The sequence below is a fragment of the Chelatococcus sp. HY11 genome, from assembly GCF_018398335.1.
GTDB lineage: Bacteria > Pseudomonadota > Alphaproteobacteria > Rhizobiales > Beijerinckiaceae > Chelatococcus.
In genome coordinates, this window is sequence record NZ_JAHBRX010000001.1 from 1,934,646 (window position 1) to 1,952,367 (window position 17,722).

A 17,722-nucleotide genomic window follows, 5' to 3' on the forward strand; every position below is an offset into this window, starting at 1 on the left:
GCTGACAAGAAAAGCCCGCCGTTGAGGCGGGCTTGCAAGTTGTGACTGGAGATTATTGATCGTCTTCGTATGACAACAGCTCTGCCGAAATCAGAGCTGTTGCGCGATCCTCGCTTAGCGAACCGGTGCGGCTGGCGCGCCGGGTGCCGCTGGAGGAGCCGCCGGGCTCGTCGATCCGGTGGTCATCGAATCCGAGTTATCATCCGCGCGCTTGAAGTCCGGCGCGTTCTGCAGATCGGCCTTGCTGACCTGCATGGTGATCTTGGGTGTATTGGCCGCATTGCCATCCGGCGTCACTTGCAGCGCCGTCATGGGAACGGCGACGTTCTTCTGGCCTAGCCCCAGAAAACCGCCAACCCCGACCACAACCCCTTCGACAGTCCCATTCTGCGCAATCAGCAGGTCGTTGATCTCGCCGATCGAGGCATCCTCGTTACCGACCACCGACGCGCCGATCAGCTTGGAACCGAGCAATTGATTGTCGGTCTGCTGCGACATATAGGTCACCGCAGCACCGGGTGCAGCTGGCGAACCCATGGTCGGGTTCGGAGCCATCGGCGCCGTTGCGGGCGGATTGCCACCCGGTGCCGTCGTGGAAGGGTTGGTGGCGTTCTGAGCAAGGACCGGCCCGGCAGCCACGGCTGCCAAGAGGGCAGTAGCAAGCGTTACGCGCTTCATCATCATTTTTTCCTCTCCTTCCTGAAAATTGGCAATCTTGCAAAGACAACGGCGAACATCATTGATGGTTCCATGCGACTGATCACGGACTTGGAAAAAATCTACTCGCAAATTACAACCGCCCTGGCCTCTATGCCCGCTCACAAGCCCAAGATTGCAGAAACAATACTCAAGGCCTCGCTCTCGCTTGGCGCAAATCCGAAGCGTTGCTTTAAAATTGATGATCCCAAAAGGGTCTTACAGTTTTGACGCAGCCGAAGTAACGAAGAGGCATGTTGGATGCGACACGCAGCAAACTCCGTTCGATCCCCTTCGAGGGGATGTCCGCTCTGCTGTGCATGCCCGCCCTCGTTGTCACCCTGGCTTATGGCGCTCTGAGCGGCGATGTCATCCACGCCAGCATCCTCACGGGCGGGGCTCTCGCCGTCGGCTTTGGCTCCGTGCATGCCTTCACGGACTATCGCTCGGCGCCCATGCTTCTGGCGGCGATCGGAATCGCCATTTCCACATTCGTCGGCTCGCTGGTCGGCAACCATGAGCTTCTCTTCATTCTGACAGCCGTCCTGTGGGCGGCGACTTGCGCGATCTTCGCGACGATCGAATTCGGCGCGTGGTGGATCATCCTGCAGTGGTCGATCGCGCTGTTCGTGGCCGGATATTTCCCCGCTGATATGACAGGGGCCGCAGCTCGCGCCGGCCTTGCCTTCACGGGTGGGCTCCTGCAGTTCTGCCTCGTGCTGATAGGCTGGCGGATCAGCGGCGGGCCCCGGTCGTCCGGCGCGCATCACAGCATCAGGCGTATCCGCAAGAGCCTGCGGCTGGCGCGTCACGGCCGGCTACCCACCGTGCGTCACGCTGCCCGCGCCGGACTGTCAGTCGCCATCGCCCTTGGCGTCGTGCATTGGATGGACTTGCCCTATGGCTACTGGGCCGCGATGACGGCCTTCATCGTGCTGCGCCCGCAGCTGCGCGCCACGCGGACGCGCGGTTTCGAGAGGCTCATGGGCACGCTGGTGGGAGCTGGCCTTGCAACAATCATCAGCCTGATGCAGCTGTCCGACGCGATCATGCTCGTCCTCACCTTGGTGACGGCCTGGCTTGCCTATGGTCTCCAGCGCAGTCGCTACATCCTCTTCACCATCGCCATCACCGCGACCATCGTCTTCGTTTTGACGCTTGAGCACCAACCCGGACCGCTTTCCGCCCTCCATCGGCTGTTCGCCACCGCGCTCGGCGGCATCATCGCGCTGGTCATCGCCTTCATCACGAGCCCGAAGAACTGGCCAGCACCGTTGCGACGCTCTGTCAGCGCCCCATCCGGCTTCATCCGTGGAGCCCTCGCGCAAAGGGAGGTGGCTCTGCGGCGGCGCGCGACAAAAGCGCCACGCCTTTCCTCAACACGAGACGATGTCACCTGAAATCAGGCCATTCCGCTTGACTTTTTGACCTGTTCGCACCAGTTCAATGGCGCCGGTGCGGGCGCTATGCCATCGGCAGCGTGAGTGACGACGCCAATCGTCGCCCGCCGACAGTCCGCACCTCACCGAACAGCCCAATCACGCGGGGCGTTCATGTCCCGCGCTCGCGACCTGCAGCCTCGACGGCTCGCAGTGTCGGCGTGTTGTTTTGGAAAGACCTATCGATTGACGACGTTCAAAGACCTGGGCCTTGCCCAGCCCCTGCTCAAGGCCCTGGAAGGCGAAGGCTACCACACCCCCACCCCCATCCAGGCGCAGAGCATTCCCCATCTTCTCGAAGGCCATGATCTTCTCGGCATCGCCCAGACCGGCACCGGCAAGACAGCGGCTTTCGCGCTGCCGATCCTGCACAAGCTCGCGGCCAACAAGCAGCCGCGCCGGCGCCATGCGTGCCGGGCGCTGGTGCTGAGCCCCACACGTGAACTCGCCAGCCAGATCGCGGATAGCTTCCGGACCTACGGCCGGCATCTCGGCCTCACGATCGCTGTCTGCTTCGGCGGTGTCGGCGTTCGCCCCCAGGCCATGCAGCTCGCGCAGGGCGTCGACGTGCTGGTCGCCACGCCCGGACGGCTGATCGACCATCTCGACGGCCGCGCGGTCAACCTCGCGAGCGTGGAGGTCTTTGTCCTCGACGAGGCCGACCAGATGCTCGACATGGGCTTCATCCACGCCATCCGCCGGATCCTTCCCGGCCTGCCCAAGGCCCGGCAGAACCTGTTCTTCTCGGCGACGATGCCGAAGGAGATCGGCGCGCTGGCGGCCGAGTTCCTGAAGGACCCCGTCAAGGTGTCGGTGACCCCGGTCGCGACCACGGCGGAACGTGTCGAGCAGCAAGTCATCTTCGTCGAGACAGCCCACAAGCGTAATCTCCTCGCCAGGACCCTGCGCGAGGTGGTCAAGGGCCGTACCCTCGTCTTCGCGCGCACCAAGCATGGCGCTGATCGCATCGTGCGGCATCTCGATCAGGACGGCGTCCGCTCCGCCGCTATCCACGGCAACAAGAGCCAGGGGCAGCGCGAGAAGGCGCTGGCCGAGTTCCGCTCCGGCCGCACGCCGATCCTCGTCGCGACCGACATCGCCGCGCGCGGCATCGACGTCGATGGGGTGACCCACGTCATCAATTTCGATCTGCCGAATGTTCCGGAATCCTATGTTCACCGCATTGGACGCACGGCCCGCGCCGGCGCCGAGGGTTCCGCGATATCGTTCTGTGATGCCGAGGAACGCGCTTATCTGCGTGATATCGAGAAGCTGACGCGCCAGAAGATTCCGGCGACGGACGGCCGCGCCGACCAGTCCACGCCGCTGGAACTATTCTCCGCGAAGCCCCAGACCAAGCGCCAAGGCGGCAATGGCGGCAACAACGGTGGTCGTGGCCGCCCCCAACACGCCCACGGCGGCCATCACGGCGCCAATGGCGGAGGGCGCAACAGCCACAGCGGCGAGGGCCGGGGCGCCGAAAACCGCAATCACGCCAGCGGCGGCGCATCCCAGCCGCATGGGCATGGTGATCGCCGGGGGCATAGCGCGGGTGGCCACGGCGCTGCCGGCGAGGCGAACCGGGGCAATGGCCATGGCGGCTTCGCCAACCGGTCCGGCGGTCGCGACGGAGCGCCGAACGGGGCACCTGGTGGCCGCCCACGCCGCCCGCGCTACAAGGGCCCCGCCTCGCGCAGCGCCCAGTCGTAGAGCACTCTCGATCGATTGATGCGCTCCTCCCAAGGCGTCATCACATCAGTCGCGATAGGCCGATCCCTCCCCTCAGGGGAGGGTGGCGCCGCAGGCGCCGGGTGGGGTTCCACCTGACTCTGCCCGACCGGAAGAAGGCGACGTGTGCTGGCCAGGGGAGCACGATCTCCTGCCGCGTGCCCCCACTCGACCTCGCTCGCAGGACGCACCTTCCCCGAGGGGAGGGATCAACGCGACGGCTCCCTCGTGTCATCCCCGGCCTTGTGCCGGGGATCCCGATCGTAAAGGCAGGGACCCCACTGATCGGGATAGCCGGGACAAGCCCGGCCATGACGGTAGAGTTTCACCGATTCAATCAGATCGGAATTGGCTTTGGACTAAACGCGCCCGTTCCGAACCTGCGTAAGGACATCGCGCAAGACAGCGAAGATGCGATCATCGCGCGTCTGCGAAACGTTGAAACGCAGGTATGCGGTCGCGGACTGCGACAGGCTGAACGCATTCCCCGGCGCCAGAACGACATTCCGCGCGAGCGCCGCCCGTGCGACATCCGCCGCGTCCAGCCCGTCCGGCAGGCGCGCCCATAGAAACATGCCGGCCTGCGGTTCAATCCAGGGCGCGATGCCGAGGCCCTTCAGCCTTGCCGCAACCTCGAACCTCGCCTTGGACAGGCGGCCGCGCAGGCCCTCCACGTGCTTCCTGTAGCTGCCGTCGCTCAGGACGCGCAGGACCAGTTCGGCATTGAGCCGACCGCCGCCGAATGATGTGGCGATCTTGAGATCCGTCAGCCCCTCGATCCAGTCCCGTCGAGTCGCCACGAAGCCGCACCGCGCCGACGCGGACAAAGTCTTCGAGAAACTGCCGATGTGAATGACACGGTCCAGTCCGTCGAAGGCTGCCAGGCGTGGCGACGGCACATGCTCGAAATCGGCGAAGATATCATCCTCGATGATCGTCAAGGCGAACTGATCGGCGAGTTTCAGCACCTTATGGGCGGCCATGGGTGACAGCGTGGCGCCGGTCGGATTATGGATCGCGGAGTTCGTGATGTAGAGCCGTGGCCGCTGCTCGTCGAGCGCTCGCGCGAACAATTCTATATCCGGCCCCGTGGGCGTATAGGGCACGCCAACGATCCGGGCGCGATGCGCCCTGAGAAGCGCCTGGAAATTGAAGTAGCAGGGGTCATCGATCAATACCGTGTCGCCTGGCTCGATGAGGAAGCGGCATAAGAGATCGATAGCCTGCGTCCCGGAATCGGCCAGCATGATCTGATCCGGGGAGGCTTCGATACCCCGCTCCGCCATGCGTCGCGCAATCAGTTGGCGCAGGGGCTTGAGGCCCAGCGGTGGGCCATAGTCGGCCAAGGCCGTATTCTCGGCGCGGGAGAGCGAGCGCAGCGCACGCCTCAGGCTGTCTTCCGGCAGCCACGCAGGCGGAAGCCACCCGCAGCCAGGCATGAGGCCTTCGCCCGCTTCCAACGACTGCCGTGAAATCCAGAAAGGGTCGACCGCGCGGTCGAGCTTCGGGCCGATCTCGGCGAGGGACAGCGGCGCGGTCTGGCTGGCGACATAGAAGCCGGATCCGGGGCGCGGATGGATCACGCCCTCGGCGACCAAGCGCTCGTAGGCCTCAACGACTGTCGAGGCCGACACCTTCAACCTTCCAGCCAGCCCCCGGATCGACGGCAATTTGGCGCCCGGCGTCAGGCTGCGTCCAGCGATGCGCTGCCGGATCGTCGCCATCACCATCGCCACCCGCGTAACCCCGGCCGCCCGCCCGTCCATCCGTACTGGACCTTTCACCATAACAGTTTGATGAAACCGTATTGGATTGTCGCTGGCCGCGCCAGCCGTCGCGACCGATAAAGGCGACACAATCGAGAGAATGCGGAATGGACGAGACAGCACGCGGATGGATGAATGGCCTCGTTGGCGTGGTCATCTTCAGCGGGTCGCTGCCTGCCACCCGCGTGGCCGTGATGCAGTTCGATCCCGTTTTCCTGACAGTGGCCCGCGCGGCGATCGCCGGCTTCCTGGCACTCTGCCTGCTGGTCGTTTTCAAGGAGCGGCGCCCCTCGCGACAGGATCTGGTCTCACTCGCGATTGTCGCCGTCGGCGTCGTGGTCGGTTTCCCGCTGCTCACCGCATTGGCCCTGCAGCACGTGACCTCGGCCCACTCCATCGTCTTCGTCGGCCTCCTGCCGCTGGCGACGGCGATCTTCGCGGTCATCCGCGGGGGTGAACGACCAAAGCCCGCGTTCTGGATCTTCTCGATCATGGGCAGCACGATCGTCGCGGGCTTTGCTGCTTCACAGGGCATCGCCGCGTCGCCTGTCGGCGACATGCTCATGCTGGCGGCGATCGTCGTCTGCGGGCTTGGCTACGCGGAGGGCGCGAAGTTGTCCCGCAGGCTCGGCGGCTGGCAGGTGATATCCTGGGCGCTCACATTGTCGCTGCCGATCATGATCGTGCTGGCGATCATCTCCGTGCCGCCATCATTCTCCGGCATCGAAGGACCCGCGTGGCTCGGGCTTGCTTATGTCTCGCTGTTCAGCATGTTGATCGGCTTCGTCTTCTGGTATCGAGGACTGGCGCAGGGTGGCATCGCGGCGGTGGGCCAGCTGCAACTTCTGCAACCCTTCTTCGGCTTGGCGCTCGCCGCCACGCTCTTGCACGAGCCGGTGACGACAACGATGCTGGCGGTGACCATCGCGGTCATCCTATGCGTGGCCGGCGCGCGGAAGTTCGCGAGATAGGCAAGTTGGCGAGATAGCACCGAAGAGGCAAGCCGATGTATGTGCCACCCGCATTCCGTGAGGACGATCCCTCGGAACTTCGGCGGATCATGAGGGAGGCCCGCCTCTCAACGCTGGTGACCGCGACGACCGAGGGCCTGATCGCGACCCCGCTTCCGCTCATTCTCGATGATGGCGAAGGCGAGCACGGCGTGCTCCATGGCCATCTCGCCAAGGCCAACCCCCAATGGAAATTGCCCGCCAGCGGGGAAGCGCTCGTCATTTTCTCCGGGCCGGACGCCTATGTGTCGCCCTCCTGGTATCCGTCCAAGCGCGAGCACGGCAAAGTCGTGCCGACCTGGAACTATGTGGCGGTGCATGCCTATGGACAGCCCGAGTTCTTTGATGACGAGGCGCGGCTCCTTGAGGCGGTCACACGCCTCACGAACCTCCACGAACAGCCCCGCGCCGCGCCCTGGAGCGTGACGGACGCGCCGGAGGCCTTTATCAAGGCGCAGCTCAAGGGGATCGTCGGCCTCCGGCTCCCGATCACCCGTATCGAGGGCAAGCGCAAGATGAGCCAGAACCGGAACGCGGATGACCGCGACGGCGTGGCGGAGGGCCTGCTCGCAAGCGACGAGGCGAGCGATCAGGTCGTCTCCCAGCTCATCCCACGCCAGCGGTAACCAGCGTTCGCGGGTGGCCGAATGTCACTCCAGCCGCACCGTCACGCTGTCGCTGGCGCCTTTGGCGTCGATAACCGACACCCGCGCGAAGCCCTCTCCGTCCGGCTGCCAGCTCGACTGTCGCCGCAGGTTCGCCTCCGAGACGGGCGCGCCGTTCACCAGCCATGTCAGCGGCAGCACGCCACCGCTCGCCTTCAGCGATAGCGCGGAGGCCTCGCTGGCGTTCGCGCGCAAACCGAGGTCGACGCGCGCGCCATTCGGCGGATAGGCGATGCGCAGCGGAGCCGTCGCGGTGGCTGCGATCGTCTTCGGCTGGTCCTGCCGCAAATGGCGCAGCGGCGGCGGCAGCGTCGCCGTCGAGGCGAACAGCACGTTGGGCGGCGCGGGGATCGGTTCCGGCGCGCGATCAAGCCGCGCGAAGGCATCGAACAGGACGGGTGCGGCCGTGCTGCGCGCCACAAGCCCGGACACCGAGGCCCCGTCAGGCCGCCCCAGCCACACGGCGATGGTGGTCTGCCGGTCGAAGCCGATGGCCCAGGCATCGCGATAGCCGTAGGACGTCCCGGTCTTGAAGGCGATGCGGCCCGGTACTGCATTGTCCGGCGGCGGCGCGCCGCGCAGGATATCGGCCACGTACCAGGCGGCGACCGGCGTCGTCAGCGGCTGGTCACGCCGCGCCTCCGCCGGCCGGTCGAGGCGGCGCACCAGCCCGGGCATATCGCCGCCGCGCGCCAGCCCCGCATAAAGACGCGCCATGTCGGTGAGCCGGATGCCGAGGCCGCCGAGGGCGACCGCGAGGCCGGGCGGCCCGGTCTCGTCCTTGGGCAGCACGATATCGGCGCCGGCGCTGCGGAGGCGGGCGAGGAACTTCACCGAGCCCAGCACATCGAGCAGTTCCACCGCCGGCATGTTGAGCGATTGCTGGAGCGCGCGACGGGCTGTCACCGTTCCCTGGAAGGCGAGATCGAAATTCTCGGGCGCATAGGTGCCGAAGCGGACACGGCGGTCATCGAGCACTGTCTCGGGATGGGCAATCCCGTTGTCGAAGGCGAAGGCATAGATGAACGGCTTCAGCGCGGAACCCGGCGAGCGCACGGCAAGCGTCGCATCGACGGCGCCAGCGCGGTCCCGCGCGAAATAATCGGACGCGCCGACCTGCGCCCGGATTTCGCCCGTCGCATTGTCGATGGCGACGATCGCGGCGGACACCCCAGGGCCGACGCGCTCGGCGCTCTCGCGCGCCAGACTTTCCAGGCTGCGTTGCAGACGGCCGTCGATGGCAAGCCGGATGGTCGTGGCGTCCGGGTCGTCGCGAACAGCCTGTTCGGCGGCATGGGCGGCAACCATGGGCAGAGGCTGGCGCGCCTCGGGGATCGGCGCTCGCTCCGCCGCCTCCACCTCCGCCTCGGAAATGAAACCCGCCTCCAGCGCCCGCGCCAGCACGCGGGAACGCGCCGCGCGCGCCGCCTCCGGAAAACGATCCGGCCGGCGCGTCTCCGGCGATTGCGGCAAGGCCACCAGCAGCGCCTGCTCGGCGAGCGACAGACGCTTCGGCTCCTTGGCGAAATAGGCGAAGCTCGCGGCTCTCAGCCCCTCCAGATTGCCGCCATAGGGCGCAAGGCTGAGATAGAGCGAGAGGATCTCGGTCTTGGCGAAACGACGTTCGAGTTCAACAGCGCGCACCGCCTGTCTCAGCTTGGCATCGAGCGTGCGCTCCGCCCGCGGCTCAAGCAGCCGCGCGACCTGCATCGTCAATGTCGAGGCGCCGGACACGACCCGGCCATTCCAGGCGAACTGCCCGGCCGCTCGGACCAGCGCGAAGCCGTCGATGCCAGGATGGCTCTCGAAACGCTTGTCCTCGTAAAGCGTCAACAGCGCCAGAAAGCGCGGATCGACATCCTCGGTCTTCACCGGCAGACGCCAGCGCCCATCCCGGGTCGTGAAGGCCCGCAACAGCCTGCCGTCGCGATCGCGCACCTCCGTCGACCTGAGGTCCGCGACGGACAGATCGAGCGGCCCCAGCGCCACCGTGTAATGCCAGAGCATCGCGGCGCCGACGACAAGCCCTGCAGCCGCTAGTCCGCCGAGGCCAAGGATGATGCGACGTAGATGCCGACGCATGACGATCACCGCACCGCAGTAATCTCGACCTTGCCGAAATCACCCCGGCCGAACCGCTCCGGCCGGTACATATCTTCGACCACGGCCGGCGGATGGACGTAAGTTCCCGGCGAAACCGCACGCACCATGTAGGCCACGGTGAAGAACGCCGCTTTGCCGCCATCCCTGTCGAAGGCCGCGACGAAACGATCATCGCGATACTCGGTATGACTCGGCTCCACGTCGCGCTTCAGCCAGTCAAGCCCCGCGACCGAGCCGGAATCGACGAGATTGGGATTGTCGATTTCAAATCCGGCCGGCAGGTAGTCGACGAGCAGGAGACGTGCGAAGGCCGCTTCGGTCTCCGTCACCTTGAGCGTCACCACGAGGCGGTCATTCTGGTTCACGCGGGTGGCATCCACCTGCGTGCCATCGAGCTTGTAGTAGGCGCGCTCAACCTTGTAGCCCTTCGAGGCGGCCGGCTCCGGTGTCGAGGGATTGCCCGCGACGCTGACCACCATCTGCAAGGGCGTGGAGCCGGCATTGGCCACCGTGAAGCCCGCCCCGCCGAGCGCATCCGCCCGCAGATTGCGGTACAGCGCGCCGGAATGCGGCGTGCCGTTGACCGTGAGGCGAATGCCGTCGGCGCGCTTGGTCAGCGCCTCGGCGGCCAGCACCATCCACGCCTCTTCCTGCGTCGAGACGTAGCTGCGCCTGGCGCGTGCATCCTCGAGAACCCGGCCCACCGCCGTGATATCCCCAGCCTGGGCCCCCGCTTCCGCCGCCAGTGTCAGAACGGCAGCACCGTCGCGCAGCCGCGAGCCGTAGTCGGGACGGGACGTGGGCTTGTCGGCAACGGCGCCGAGCGCCGACACGGCCGTCGTGAAGGCCGCCTGCGCCCGCCCGCGATCGCCGAGGAGCGCGAGCGCCGCCGCGATCTGGCTCTGCGCGAGCGGCGAGCCGAAGTCCTTGATGCGGACGTCAGCGAGATAGCGCAGATCCCCCATCACCGGGCGGCCGTTGCGCGCCAGCACGTAGACGGCATAGGCAAGGCCCTCGCCGGACCCGCTCGTGAAATCCTGGTTGGCGACGTAATTGCGCAGCCGGTCCAGCGCGAGATCGAAACCGATCTGCGGCACGACGAAGCCTCCTTCGCGCGCCCGCGTCAAGAAGTCCGCGACATAGGAATCAAGCCAGATATCATCGCCGCCGACGCCCCACAGCCCGAAGGATCCGTTCGAATCCTGCCGCGCCAGCACACGCTCGATCGACATGCGAATGCGCTCGTCCAGGTTGGTATCGGTCGGAAGCGCGTTGGCGGCCGACAGCGCGTTGACATAGAGCAGCGGCAGCGCGCGGCTCACCGTCTGCTCCGTGCAGCCATAGGGGTAGCGATCGAGCGATGCGAGCAGCGCCGGCACATCGAGCGCCGTCATCGGCGAAACACTGATCGAGGCCAGACCCGTACCGGGCAGGAGGTCCGCGAACAGGTCAGGCGTCAGCCGCACGGAGGCCTGCGCGGGGAGTGGCCGCACCGTCCGGTTGATCAGCGGCGGACGTCCCGGCTGCACACCGATGCGGAACGTCTGCGGACCATCGAAACCGGGACCCGTCAGGCGCGCCTCAATGGTCGCGATGCCGACACTTGCGCCGGTAATGGGGATGGAGAGGCTCTGCCGGGCGCCCTTGGCAAGCTGGAGGCTGCGCTCACGCTGGTTGGCGGGGATCCCAATGGAACCGTCCGCGCTGAGGGTGAGCTTGTAGGCGCCAGCCTGGCCTTCGACATTGTTGATATCGATGGCAAAGCGCGAGTTGTCCCCGATGTTGAGGAAGCGTGGCAATGTTCCCACCATCACGACGGGATCGCGCACGATGACGTCGGCGCTGGCCTGCCCGACGCGGCTCTTCGTCCAGGCCGTGGCCATGACACGCAACGTGCCGTTGAAATCGGGGATGGCGAACGCAACCTCCGCCGTACCGTCGGCTCCGACCTCGACGACGCCGGAATAGAGGGAAACCGGCTCCTGCGCCGGCGGCGAGCCAACGGTCTGGGAGGCTCCCCCGTCACCACCGGAGCGGATGGCGCCGCGCGTCCCCTGCATCCCGTCGATCAGGAAGCCATAGAGATCCCGGATCTCGGCGCCAAGCTGACGCTGGCCGAAGAAATAGTCGCCCGGGCGCGGCGCCTGATAACGCGTGAGATTGAGAATGCCGACATCGACAGCCGCGACCGTGATGTAAGCCTTCTCGCCCGGCACGGCACCTGCCACCTTGATCGGCAGGCGTAGCGTCTCACGGGGGCGCATGGCGGCGGGCGAGCCGAGATCGACGCTGAGACTGCGCGCGGCCGCGTCCACCGAGAACCAGGCAAGGCCGAGCGCCCGGCCAGGCATACGCTTGGCCGCCTCATCCAGCGGCCTGTGCGCGAAGGCAACGAGATAGGCGCCGGCGCCCCAATCCGCGCTGACCGGCAGCTTCACCGACGTGCCATCCGGCGTGACGTCGACGAGCCGCTCTTCCAGAACATGGTCGCTGACGACGGCGACCGTCGCCTTGCCGGCGAAACGGGAACGCATCGTCACCGTCATGTCTTCGCCGCTGTTGAAGGCGGCCTTGTCCAGCGTCACGTCCAGCCGATCGGGTGAATCCGCCGTCTGCTCGCCACCCCAGCCAACATTGAAGGTGATGCTGGTGGGCCCAACGTCCGGTTGGGTGGAGGTGAGTTCGAGGCGATAAGTTCCCCAATCGACGGGCGTGGCGATCCGGCCGGCGGACCCCGCAATCACATCCAAGCGGCCATCCGCCATGCGCCGTGTGCGCGTCACCTTCTCATAGGACCAGCGACCATCGTTGTTGTACCATTGATAATCCCGGTCCAGGCGATAGAGATTCCACTGCACGCCGCCCGACAGGCGCTGACCGGCCGGCGTCGCCAGGACGACATCGAAGGACGCGGTTCCACCCTCGGCCAGTTCCGTGAACAACTTGCGCGCGCCGATGACATTGCCGTCCGGCAGGATCGGCAGCGTCACGCTGCGCTCCACCGCGCGCCCGCCGGTCTCGCCGACGCGTAGCGTGATCTTCGCCTCGACCGGGCGCGGCGCACTGATCTCACCGATCGGCACCTCGACAACGACACGCCCCTGCGCATCCGTTGTGAAATGTTGCTCGATCTCCGTCGTGACCGTGGTGAACTCTTCGTCCGCAAGGCCGATCGAGAAGCCTTCGAGCCCCGGAATAGAGGCCGTCTCGCTCGCCATCACCGACAGTTCGCCGCTCACATCGAGATCAGCGCCCGGCGCGCCATAGAGATAGCGCGCATCGACGGTGATGCTGGCGGGCTCGCCGGCCGCGAGCGCCTTCTGGCTCGGCGTGAGCGTCACGTCGATACGCTCGGGCACATAATCTTCAACGAGGAAACTCGTCTCACCTATGGCCTGCCCCTTGGGATCCGCATAGGCCTGCAGGCGCCAGGTGCCGCGCATCGCGCCCCCGAGGATCGGTAGCGACCACGCGCGGCCGCCCTCGCCCTGGTCGGTCACCAGCGAACGGCGATATTCCACGCCATCCGGGCGCCGGGCCACCAGCGTCACCGGCAGGTTGGGCGCCGCGATGCCCTTGCCGTCGCGCAGGAGGGCCGTGACATAGACGGTCTCACCGGTGCGATAGACCCCCCGCTCCGTGAACACCATCGCATCGAGGGCGCCCGCCGCACGCCGGCCCTTCACGCCGCGGTCACTCAAATCGAACGGGCTCTGGCCGAGGTCGAGGAAATTGTAGTCACCCGCCGCAGTCGAGGCGACAACGAGGCCGGGCGCCTGGCCACCCGTGCCACGGGCGAGGCCGGCGGGAAAGCGCACGCGTCCCTGCGCGTCGCTCTTCTCGATCGCCAGCACATCGTTGTTGCGGGCCAACAGCCGGACTTCGACGCCGTCGAGCGGCGCGGCGCTGCCGAGCGAGCGCAGCATGATCTCGATACCGCCATTGCCGGAGATCGAGGTCAGGCCGAGATCCGACACCACGAACCACTGGGTCGCCTTCAGCTCGTAGTCACCGTCGCCCTTCGGCCCGCCGGACGCCGCCGCCGTCATGAGATAGACGCCGGGCTCCAGCTTGTTGCCGACCGCCTCCATGACGGGGAAGGCCGTGATGACATCCTTGTTGAGCGTATTGGCGACGTCGAGCGTGCCCTGCCAGACGCGCTGGCCCTTGTCGTTGGCGTAGCTGTCAGCGGTATAGCGGCTGATCTGGCTGAGGAAATCATCCGAGCGCACGGTCGGCAGCAAGGAGCGATCGCCGACGCGCAGCACTTCGATGTCGATCTTGGGGGTATTGACCGAAACGACAGGAATGCCCTGCTGGCCGGTGCGTGGCAGCACATAGTTGCGGCCGGTGAAGCGCACCTGGGGCGCGCGGTCCTTCACATAGATCTCGTAATCCGCGTTCTTCTGCAGCGCCTCGCCTTCGATCGCCGAGGGCAGGCCCCGGCGGATGACCACGGCATAGCGTTCGCCATGCTTCAGGCCGTCGACGCAGAGCTGGCTCCCCTCCCCTGTGACAGCCGCATTGGCCGCGCCGGTGATGGCAACATAGGGGGTAAAATCGACCTTGCCCTGCTGCAGCGGCTCGGAGAACTGGAAACAGGCACGCGGGGTCGCGGAATCCGAATCCGTGGAATTGCCTGTCAGGCGGAAGCCATGGGCCGCGACGAGATTGTCATAGATGCCGCGCCGTGCCGGAACATCCGCAGATGCGAGGCTCGACCGGTAGGTGTCGATCGCGGCGCGCCATTGACGATATTGCGCGAACAGGGCGCCAAGATCGGCAAGCGCGGTGCCCTCCTGCGCCGCGGTCGTCGCCTTCTGGTAAGCGGCGTAGGCGGCTCCAAGGGCGCGCCGCCGATAATCCTGGTTCTCCGAATAGTTGGCTCCCTTGGCCTGGGCGGCGGCGGCGGAATAGCCGAGCCATGCTGCCACGTTGTTGGGCTGCATGGCGATGAGGTTGCCAAAGAGCGCGAGTGCCCGGACGCTATCTCCCCGGCCAAGCGCGGCCTGGGCCTCCTGGCGCAACCGGTCTGGCTGCGGCGGACGCGGCGGCTGACCAGCCGAAGGGGGAGCGGGCGTTGCCGGGTTCGCGGGCGGCGCGACCTCCCGCTTGATGTCAGCCTCAAGACGGATAGCGGAACTCGCGAGGTCATCTCGGCTATAGGTCTTCAGCGCCGGCGCGGGAGCAGGCTGCGGCGCCTGGGCCGGGGCTGTCACCGCCGGTGGACTGGCTGGGCGGGACGGAGGGGCAGCCTGCGCAAACGCCTGGCCCGAGGGAGCCCATGCAAGTCCGAGCGCAACGATCAGACCAGCCAGCCCGGCCTTCCCGGACCCATTCTGGAACGATATCGTCATGTGAGACTCCCTGCGTCAGGGCCGGCTATCAGCGGCTCTTGGTACCGCGTGCGAAATTATCACTCGCACCGTAAACCGCAACGCAGCTCTGGTCGGAGCTATCGCATCCGACACAGGCTAGAAACAAAATTCGGGCACTCCAAATGATAGCGCCCCTCCCGCAAGGCCCAGGCGCCCCCTTCACCACTCGACCTCGACGACTTGCCGCTGGACGACTTGCCGCCTGGACGACCGACCTGCCACCTGGACGACCGACCTGCCACCTGGAAGACCGAGCTGCCACCTGGAAGACCTGCCGCCTAAACAACCTGCTCTCCCTGCCGCCACACCCGGCGCACGATCGGCACGTTGCCGGCCAGATGCACCTGAAGGCAATCGGCCCGTTGGCCAACCGCGATGGCGCCCCTGTCGTGAAGGCCGGCGGCGCGTGCGGGATTGAGCGTGATCATGCGCACGGCCTCGGGCAGACTGATGCTTTCGACGCGCTCGGCCAGCATGAAGACCGCCATAGCGAGACTGGCTGGCACATAGTCCGAGGAGATGATGTCGAGCAGACCCTCACGCGCCAGGTCCTCCGCCGCGATATTGCCGGAGTGGGACCCGCCACGGACCACGTTCGGCCCGCCCATCATCACCCGGATGCCGGCCTCATGCGACAGCCCCGCTGCCTCATGGGTCGTCGGGAACTCGGCGATGGCGACACCGTCGGCGATCGATTCAACGACGTGCTCGGCCGTGGCATCGTCATGACTGGCCAAGGCGATATCATGTGCCTGGGCGAAGGCGACGAGTTCCCGGCGATGCCGCGAGGCGTTCGCCTGATGAAGCGCCAGACGCCGCTCGACCACGGCGTTGGCCTCGGCCTCGGTGCGGGCGGTCTTGCCGGTGAAATAGATTTTCCAGAGTTCGACGTCGCGGAACTGCCGCTGGCCGGGGGTATGGTCCATGAGTGAAATGACATGGATCGGGAAGCGCCCGGCAAAGCGGGTCACCTCGTCGATGACGTCGTGGGTGGCGACCTCGCAGCGTAGATGCGTGCGGTGTTCGGCGCGCAGATAGCCGCCGTCCCGCGCCTCGTCGAGCGCCTCCGCGAGGCTCCACAGATCACTGTTGGGCATGCCGCCCTCAGTGTCGGAACCCGCCCTGAGGGAATCGAAGACCGTCGTCACACCGGCGGCGATGATCTGGGCATCATAAGCCATCACGGCGCTGAGCGGGTGCCAGCGTACGCGCGGGCGCGGGTGGAAATGGCTCTCGAGATGGTCCGTATGGAGCTCGATAAACCCCGGCAACAGAAAATCGCCGCCAAGATCGATACCACGCTCCGGCGCCCTGCCCTCGCCGATATCGACGATCACGCCATCATGGATCGCAAGCCACCCGGGCTCCAGCACCTGGTCCGGCAGAACGAGCCGGGCATTTTCGATGAGGTCGGCACGCACGTTCATGGTCCATCTTTCATGCAAAGTCTCGAGGCCCCCGTCCAGCTCCGTGATCGCCACCATCGCGCAGACGTACGCGTGACTGGCAAGGGCCATCCGTAGTCCGCATGAAACTGTGGCGGTTCTCCGACACTTCGCCCTTTGGATCGGGCATCAGGGACTGGACAGCACTTGCGGTTGCGTTAAGCTCGACCTATTCAGTCTGTCATGAAACTTCGATGACACTTATGGCATCGAGGAAGCCTGACAGATGAGATATTTGTCTTATATGCAATCTAAGCAACGTCGACTTTTTAGGTCATAGCAGCCAGATTTTACGCAGATATATCCCTTTCGGCTTCATAGTTTCCTTCTTTGCCATTGTAATAACACGGTTTTTTACCCCTCACGACATCATTCTCGATCAATAGTATTCATTTTTCATGGAGATATTGCGTGATGCCAGAGCTTTCACTGGCTGCGGCCTTGCGGCCTTCTTCATATATCCGCCTGCCTGACGCTCCCTGAGCCCCGAAACCATGGGTTACAAGCGAACGGCGCGGTCCCGGGGCCGGACGACAACCGCGCGCCTGGTACGCCTCCCACTCGATCGTGGCGCGAACACGCGGCCAGCGGCCCACAGCATTTCGTGGGCAGGCACGCATGACTATCATTGCGGCTGGCCACAGGTGCTGCGCCTCGCCGGGTTTCTCGTGGTGGTCCTGCTTGTCGCGTTTCTGCTGTTCGCCAGCCGCACCGCGCAAGCAGGCGCCTGGACGCTGCCGGAGGGCAAGGGGCAGGCCATCATCACCGGCACCTTTTTGAAGGCCGACCGCTATTTCGACTCGCGCGGCCAAACTATTCGCGGGCCAGACTATCGGAAGTTCGAAGTCACCGCCTTCATCGAATACGGCTTGACCGACAGCTTGACGGCGATCCTCTCGCCGTCTCTCCTTTCAACTCGCGTGTCCGGTCCTGAGCCAGCGCAATATACCGGCCTCGGCTATACCGAGGCCGGTGCGCGCTATCGCCTCTTCGAGCATGACGGCTGGATCGTCTCCGCCCAGGCCATCGCCGGCTTTCCCGGCCCGACCAACGCGCTAAACCCCGCGGAGGTCTGCTGCACGGACAAATATGCCGACGCGCGCATCCTCGTCGGCAAGTCGTTCAGGCTGGGTGACTGGCCAACCTTTGTCGACGCCCAGGCCGCCTACCGGCTGCGCAGCGGGGCGGCCAACGACGAGATCCGTTTTGACCTTACGCTAGGCGTCCGACCACTGCCGAAATGGCTGTTCCTGGCGCAGTCGTTCAACGTTCTCGCAATGAACGCACTTGCGAGCGGCTCCACGCTGGGGCTATTGAGCGGGACGCGTTATCATAAAGTGCAGGTCGGCGTGGTCTGGGATTTCGCCGACGACTGGTCTCTGCAGCTTGCTGGTGTCGCCACAATTGCAGGCAAAAGTGCACCGCTCGAACATGGACTGGTCAGTGGTTTGTGGTACCGCTTCTGACATGACGAAAGAGATGGGAGCGCCCC

11 protein-coding genes are annotated in these 17,722 nt (G+C 65.7%); 6 read left to right on the forward strand and 5 right to left on the reverse strand.

From position 1 onward, the window contains the following. Positions 1-114 precede the first annotated feature (114 nt). A complete protein-coding gene (locus KIO74_RS08955; protein WP_213331674.1) occupies positions 115-684 on the reverse strand; it encodes a PRC-barrel domain-containing protein in 570 nt (189 codons plus the stop codon). Positions 685-750: 66 nt separating this feature from the next. On the opposite strand from KIO74_RS08955, the gene KIO74_RS08960 reads away from it, so the two are divergent. From KIO74_RS08960 to KIO74_RS08970, 3 genes are all read left to right on the forward strand, one after another. After that, a complete protein-coding gene (locus KIO74_RS08960) occupies positions 751-927 on the forward strand; it encodes a hypothetical protein (RefSeq protein WP_213331675.1) in 177 nt (58 codons plus the stop codon). A 23-nt stretch (positions 928-950) separates the two neighbouring features. Beyond that, positions 951-2,096: an FUSC family protein gene (locus tag KIO74_RS08965; protein WP_213331676.1), complete on the forward strand. Its 1,146-nt coding sequence runs from the start codon at positions 951-953 to the stop codon at positions 2,094-2,096. 225 nt (positions 2,097-2,321) lie between these two features. Next, positions 2,322-3,845: a DEAD/DEAH box helicase gene (locus KIO74_RS08970; RefSeq protein WP_213331677.1), complete on the forward strand. Its 1,524-nt coding sequence runs from the start codon at positions 2,322-2,324 to the stop codon at positions 3,843-3,845. Positions 3,846-4,222: 377 nt separating this feature from the next. On the opposite strand, the gene KIO74_RS08975 is transcribed toward KIO74_RS08970, so the two are convergent. Further along, complete coding sequence (locus tag KIO74_RS08975; protein ID WP_502762038.1) at positions 4,223-5,629, reverse strand: aminotransferase-like domain-containing protein; 1,407 nt, start codon at positions 5,627-5,629, stop codon at positions 4,223-4,225. A gap of 107 nt (positions 5,630-5,736) precedes the next feature. On the opposite strand from KIO74_RS08975, the gene KIO74_RS08980 reads away from it, so the two are divergent. Together KIO74_RS08980 and KIO74_RS08985 are read left to right on the forward strand one after the other, a co-directional pair. Next, positions 5,737-6,600 (forward strand): DMT family transporter, encoded by an 864-nt coding sequence (locus KIO74_RS08980; protein WP_213331679.1) that lies wholly within the window; start codon positions 5,737-5,739, stop codon positions 6,598-6,600. Positions 6,601-6,635: 35 nt separating this feature from the next. Continuing rightward, positions 6,636-7,265 carry an FMN-binding negative transcriptional regulator gene (locus tag KIO74_RS08985; RefSeq protein ID WP_213331680.1) on the forward strand — a complete coding sequence of 210 codons (630 nt, stop codon included), beginning with the start codon at positions 6,636-6,638 and terminating at the stop codon, positions 7,263-7,265. Between the two features lie 24 nt (positions 7,266-7,289). Here KIO74_RS08985 and pbpC read toward each other — a convergent pair whose 3' ends face one another. From pbpC to KIO74_RS09000, 3 genes are all read right to left on the reverse strand, one after another. Next, entirely contained in the window at positions 7,290-9,386 is a 2,097-nt protein-coding gene (gene pbpC, locus KIO74_RS08990) for a penicillin-binding protein 1C (RefSeq protein ID WP_213331681.1), read from the reverse strand. A gap of 5 nt (positions 9,387-9,391) precedes the next feature. Next, complete coding sequence (locus KIO74_RS08995) at positions 9,392-14,764, reverse strand: alpha-2-macroglobulin family protein (RefSeq protein WP_213331682.1); 5,373 nt, start codon at positions 14,762-14,764, stop codon at positions 9,392-9,394. Between the two features lie 299 nt (positions 14,765-15,063). Next, complete coding sequence (locus tag KIO74_RS09000; RefSeq protein ID WP_213331683.1) at positions 15,064-16,212, reverse strand: alpha-D-ribose 1-methylphosphonate 5-triphosphate diphosphatase; 1,149 nt, start codon at positions 16,210-16,212, stop codon at positions 15,064-15,066. A 662-nt stretch (positions 16,213-16,874) separates the two neighbouring features. On the opposite strand from KIO74_RS09000, the gene KIO74_RS09005 reads away from it, so the two are divergent. Then, on the forward strand, positions 16,875-17,696 hold the full coding sequence (locus tag KIO74_RS09005) for a hypothetical protein (RefSeq protein ID WP_213331684.1): 822 nt from the start codon (positions 16,875-16,877) through the stop codon (positions 17,694-17,696). Positions 17,697-17,722: the final 26 nt, after the last annotated feature.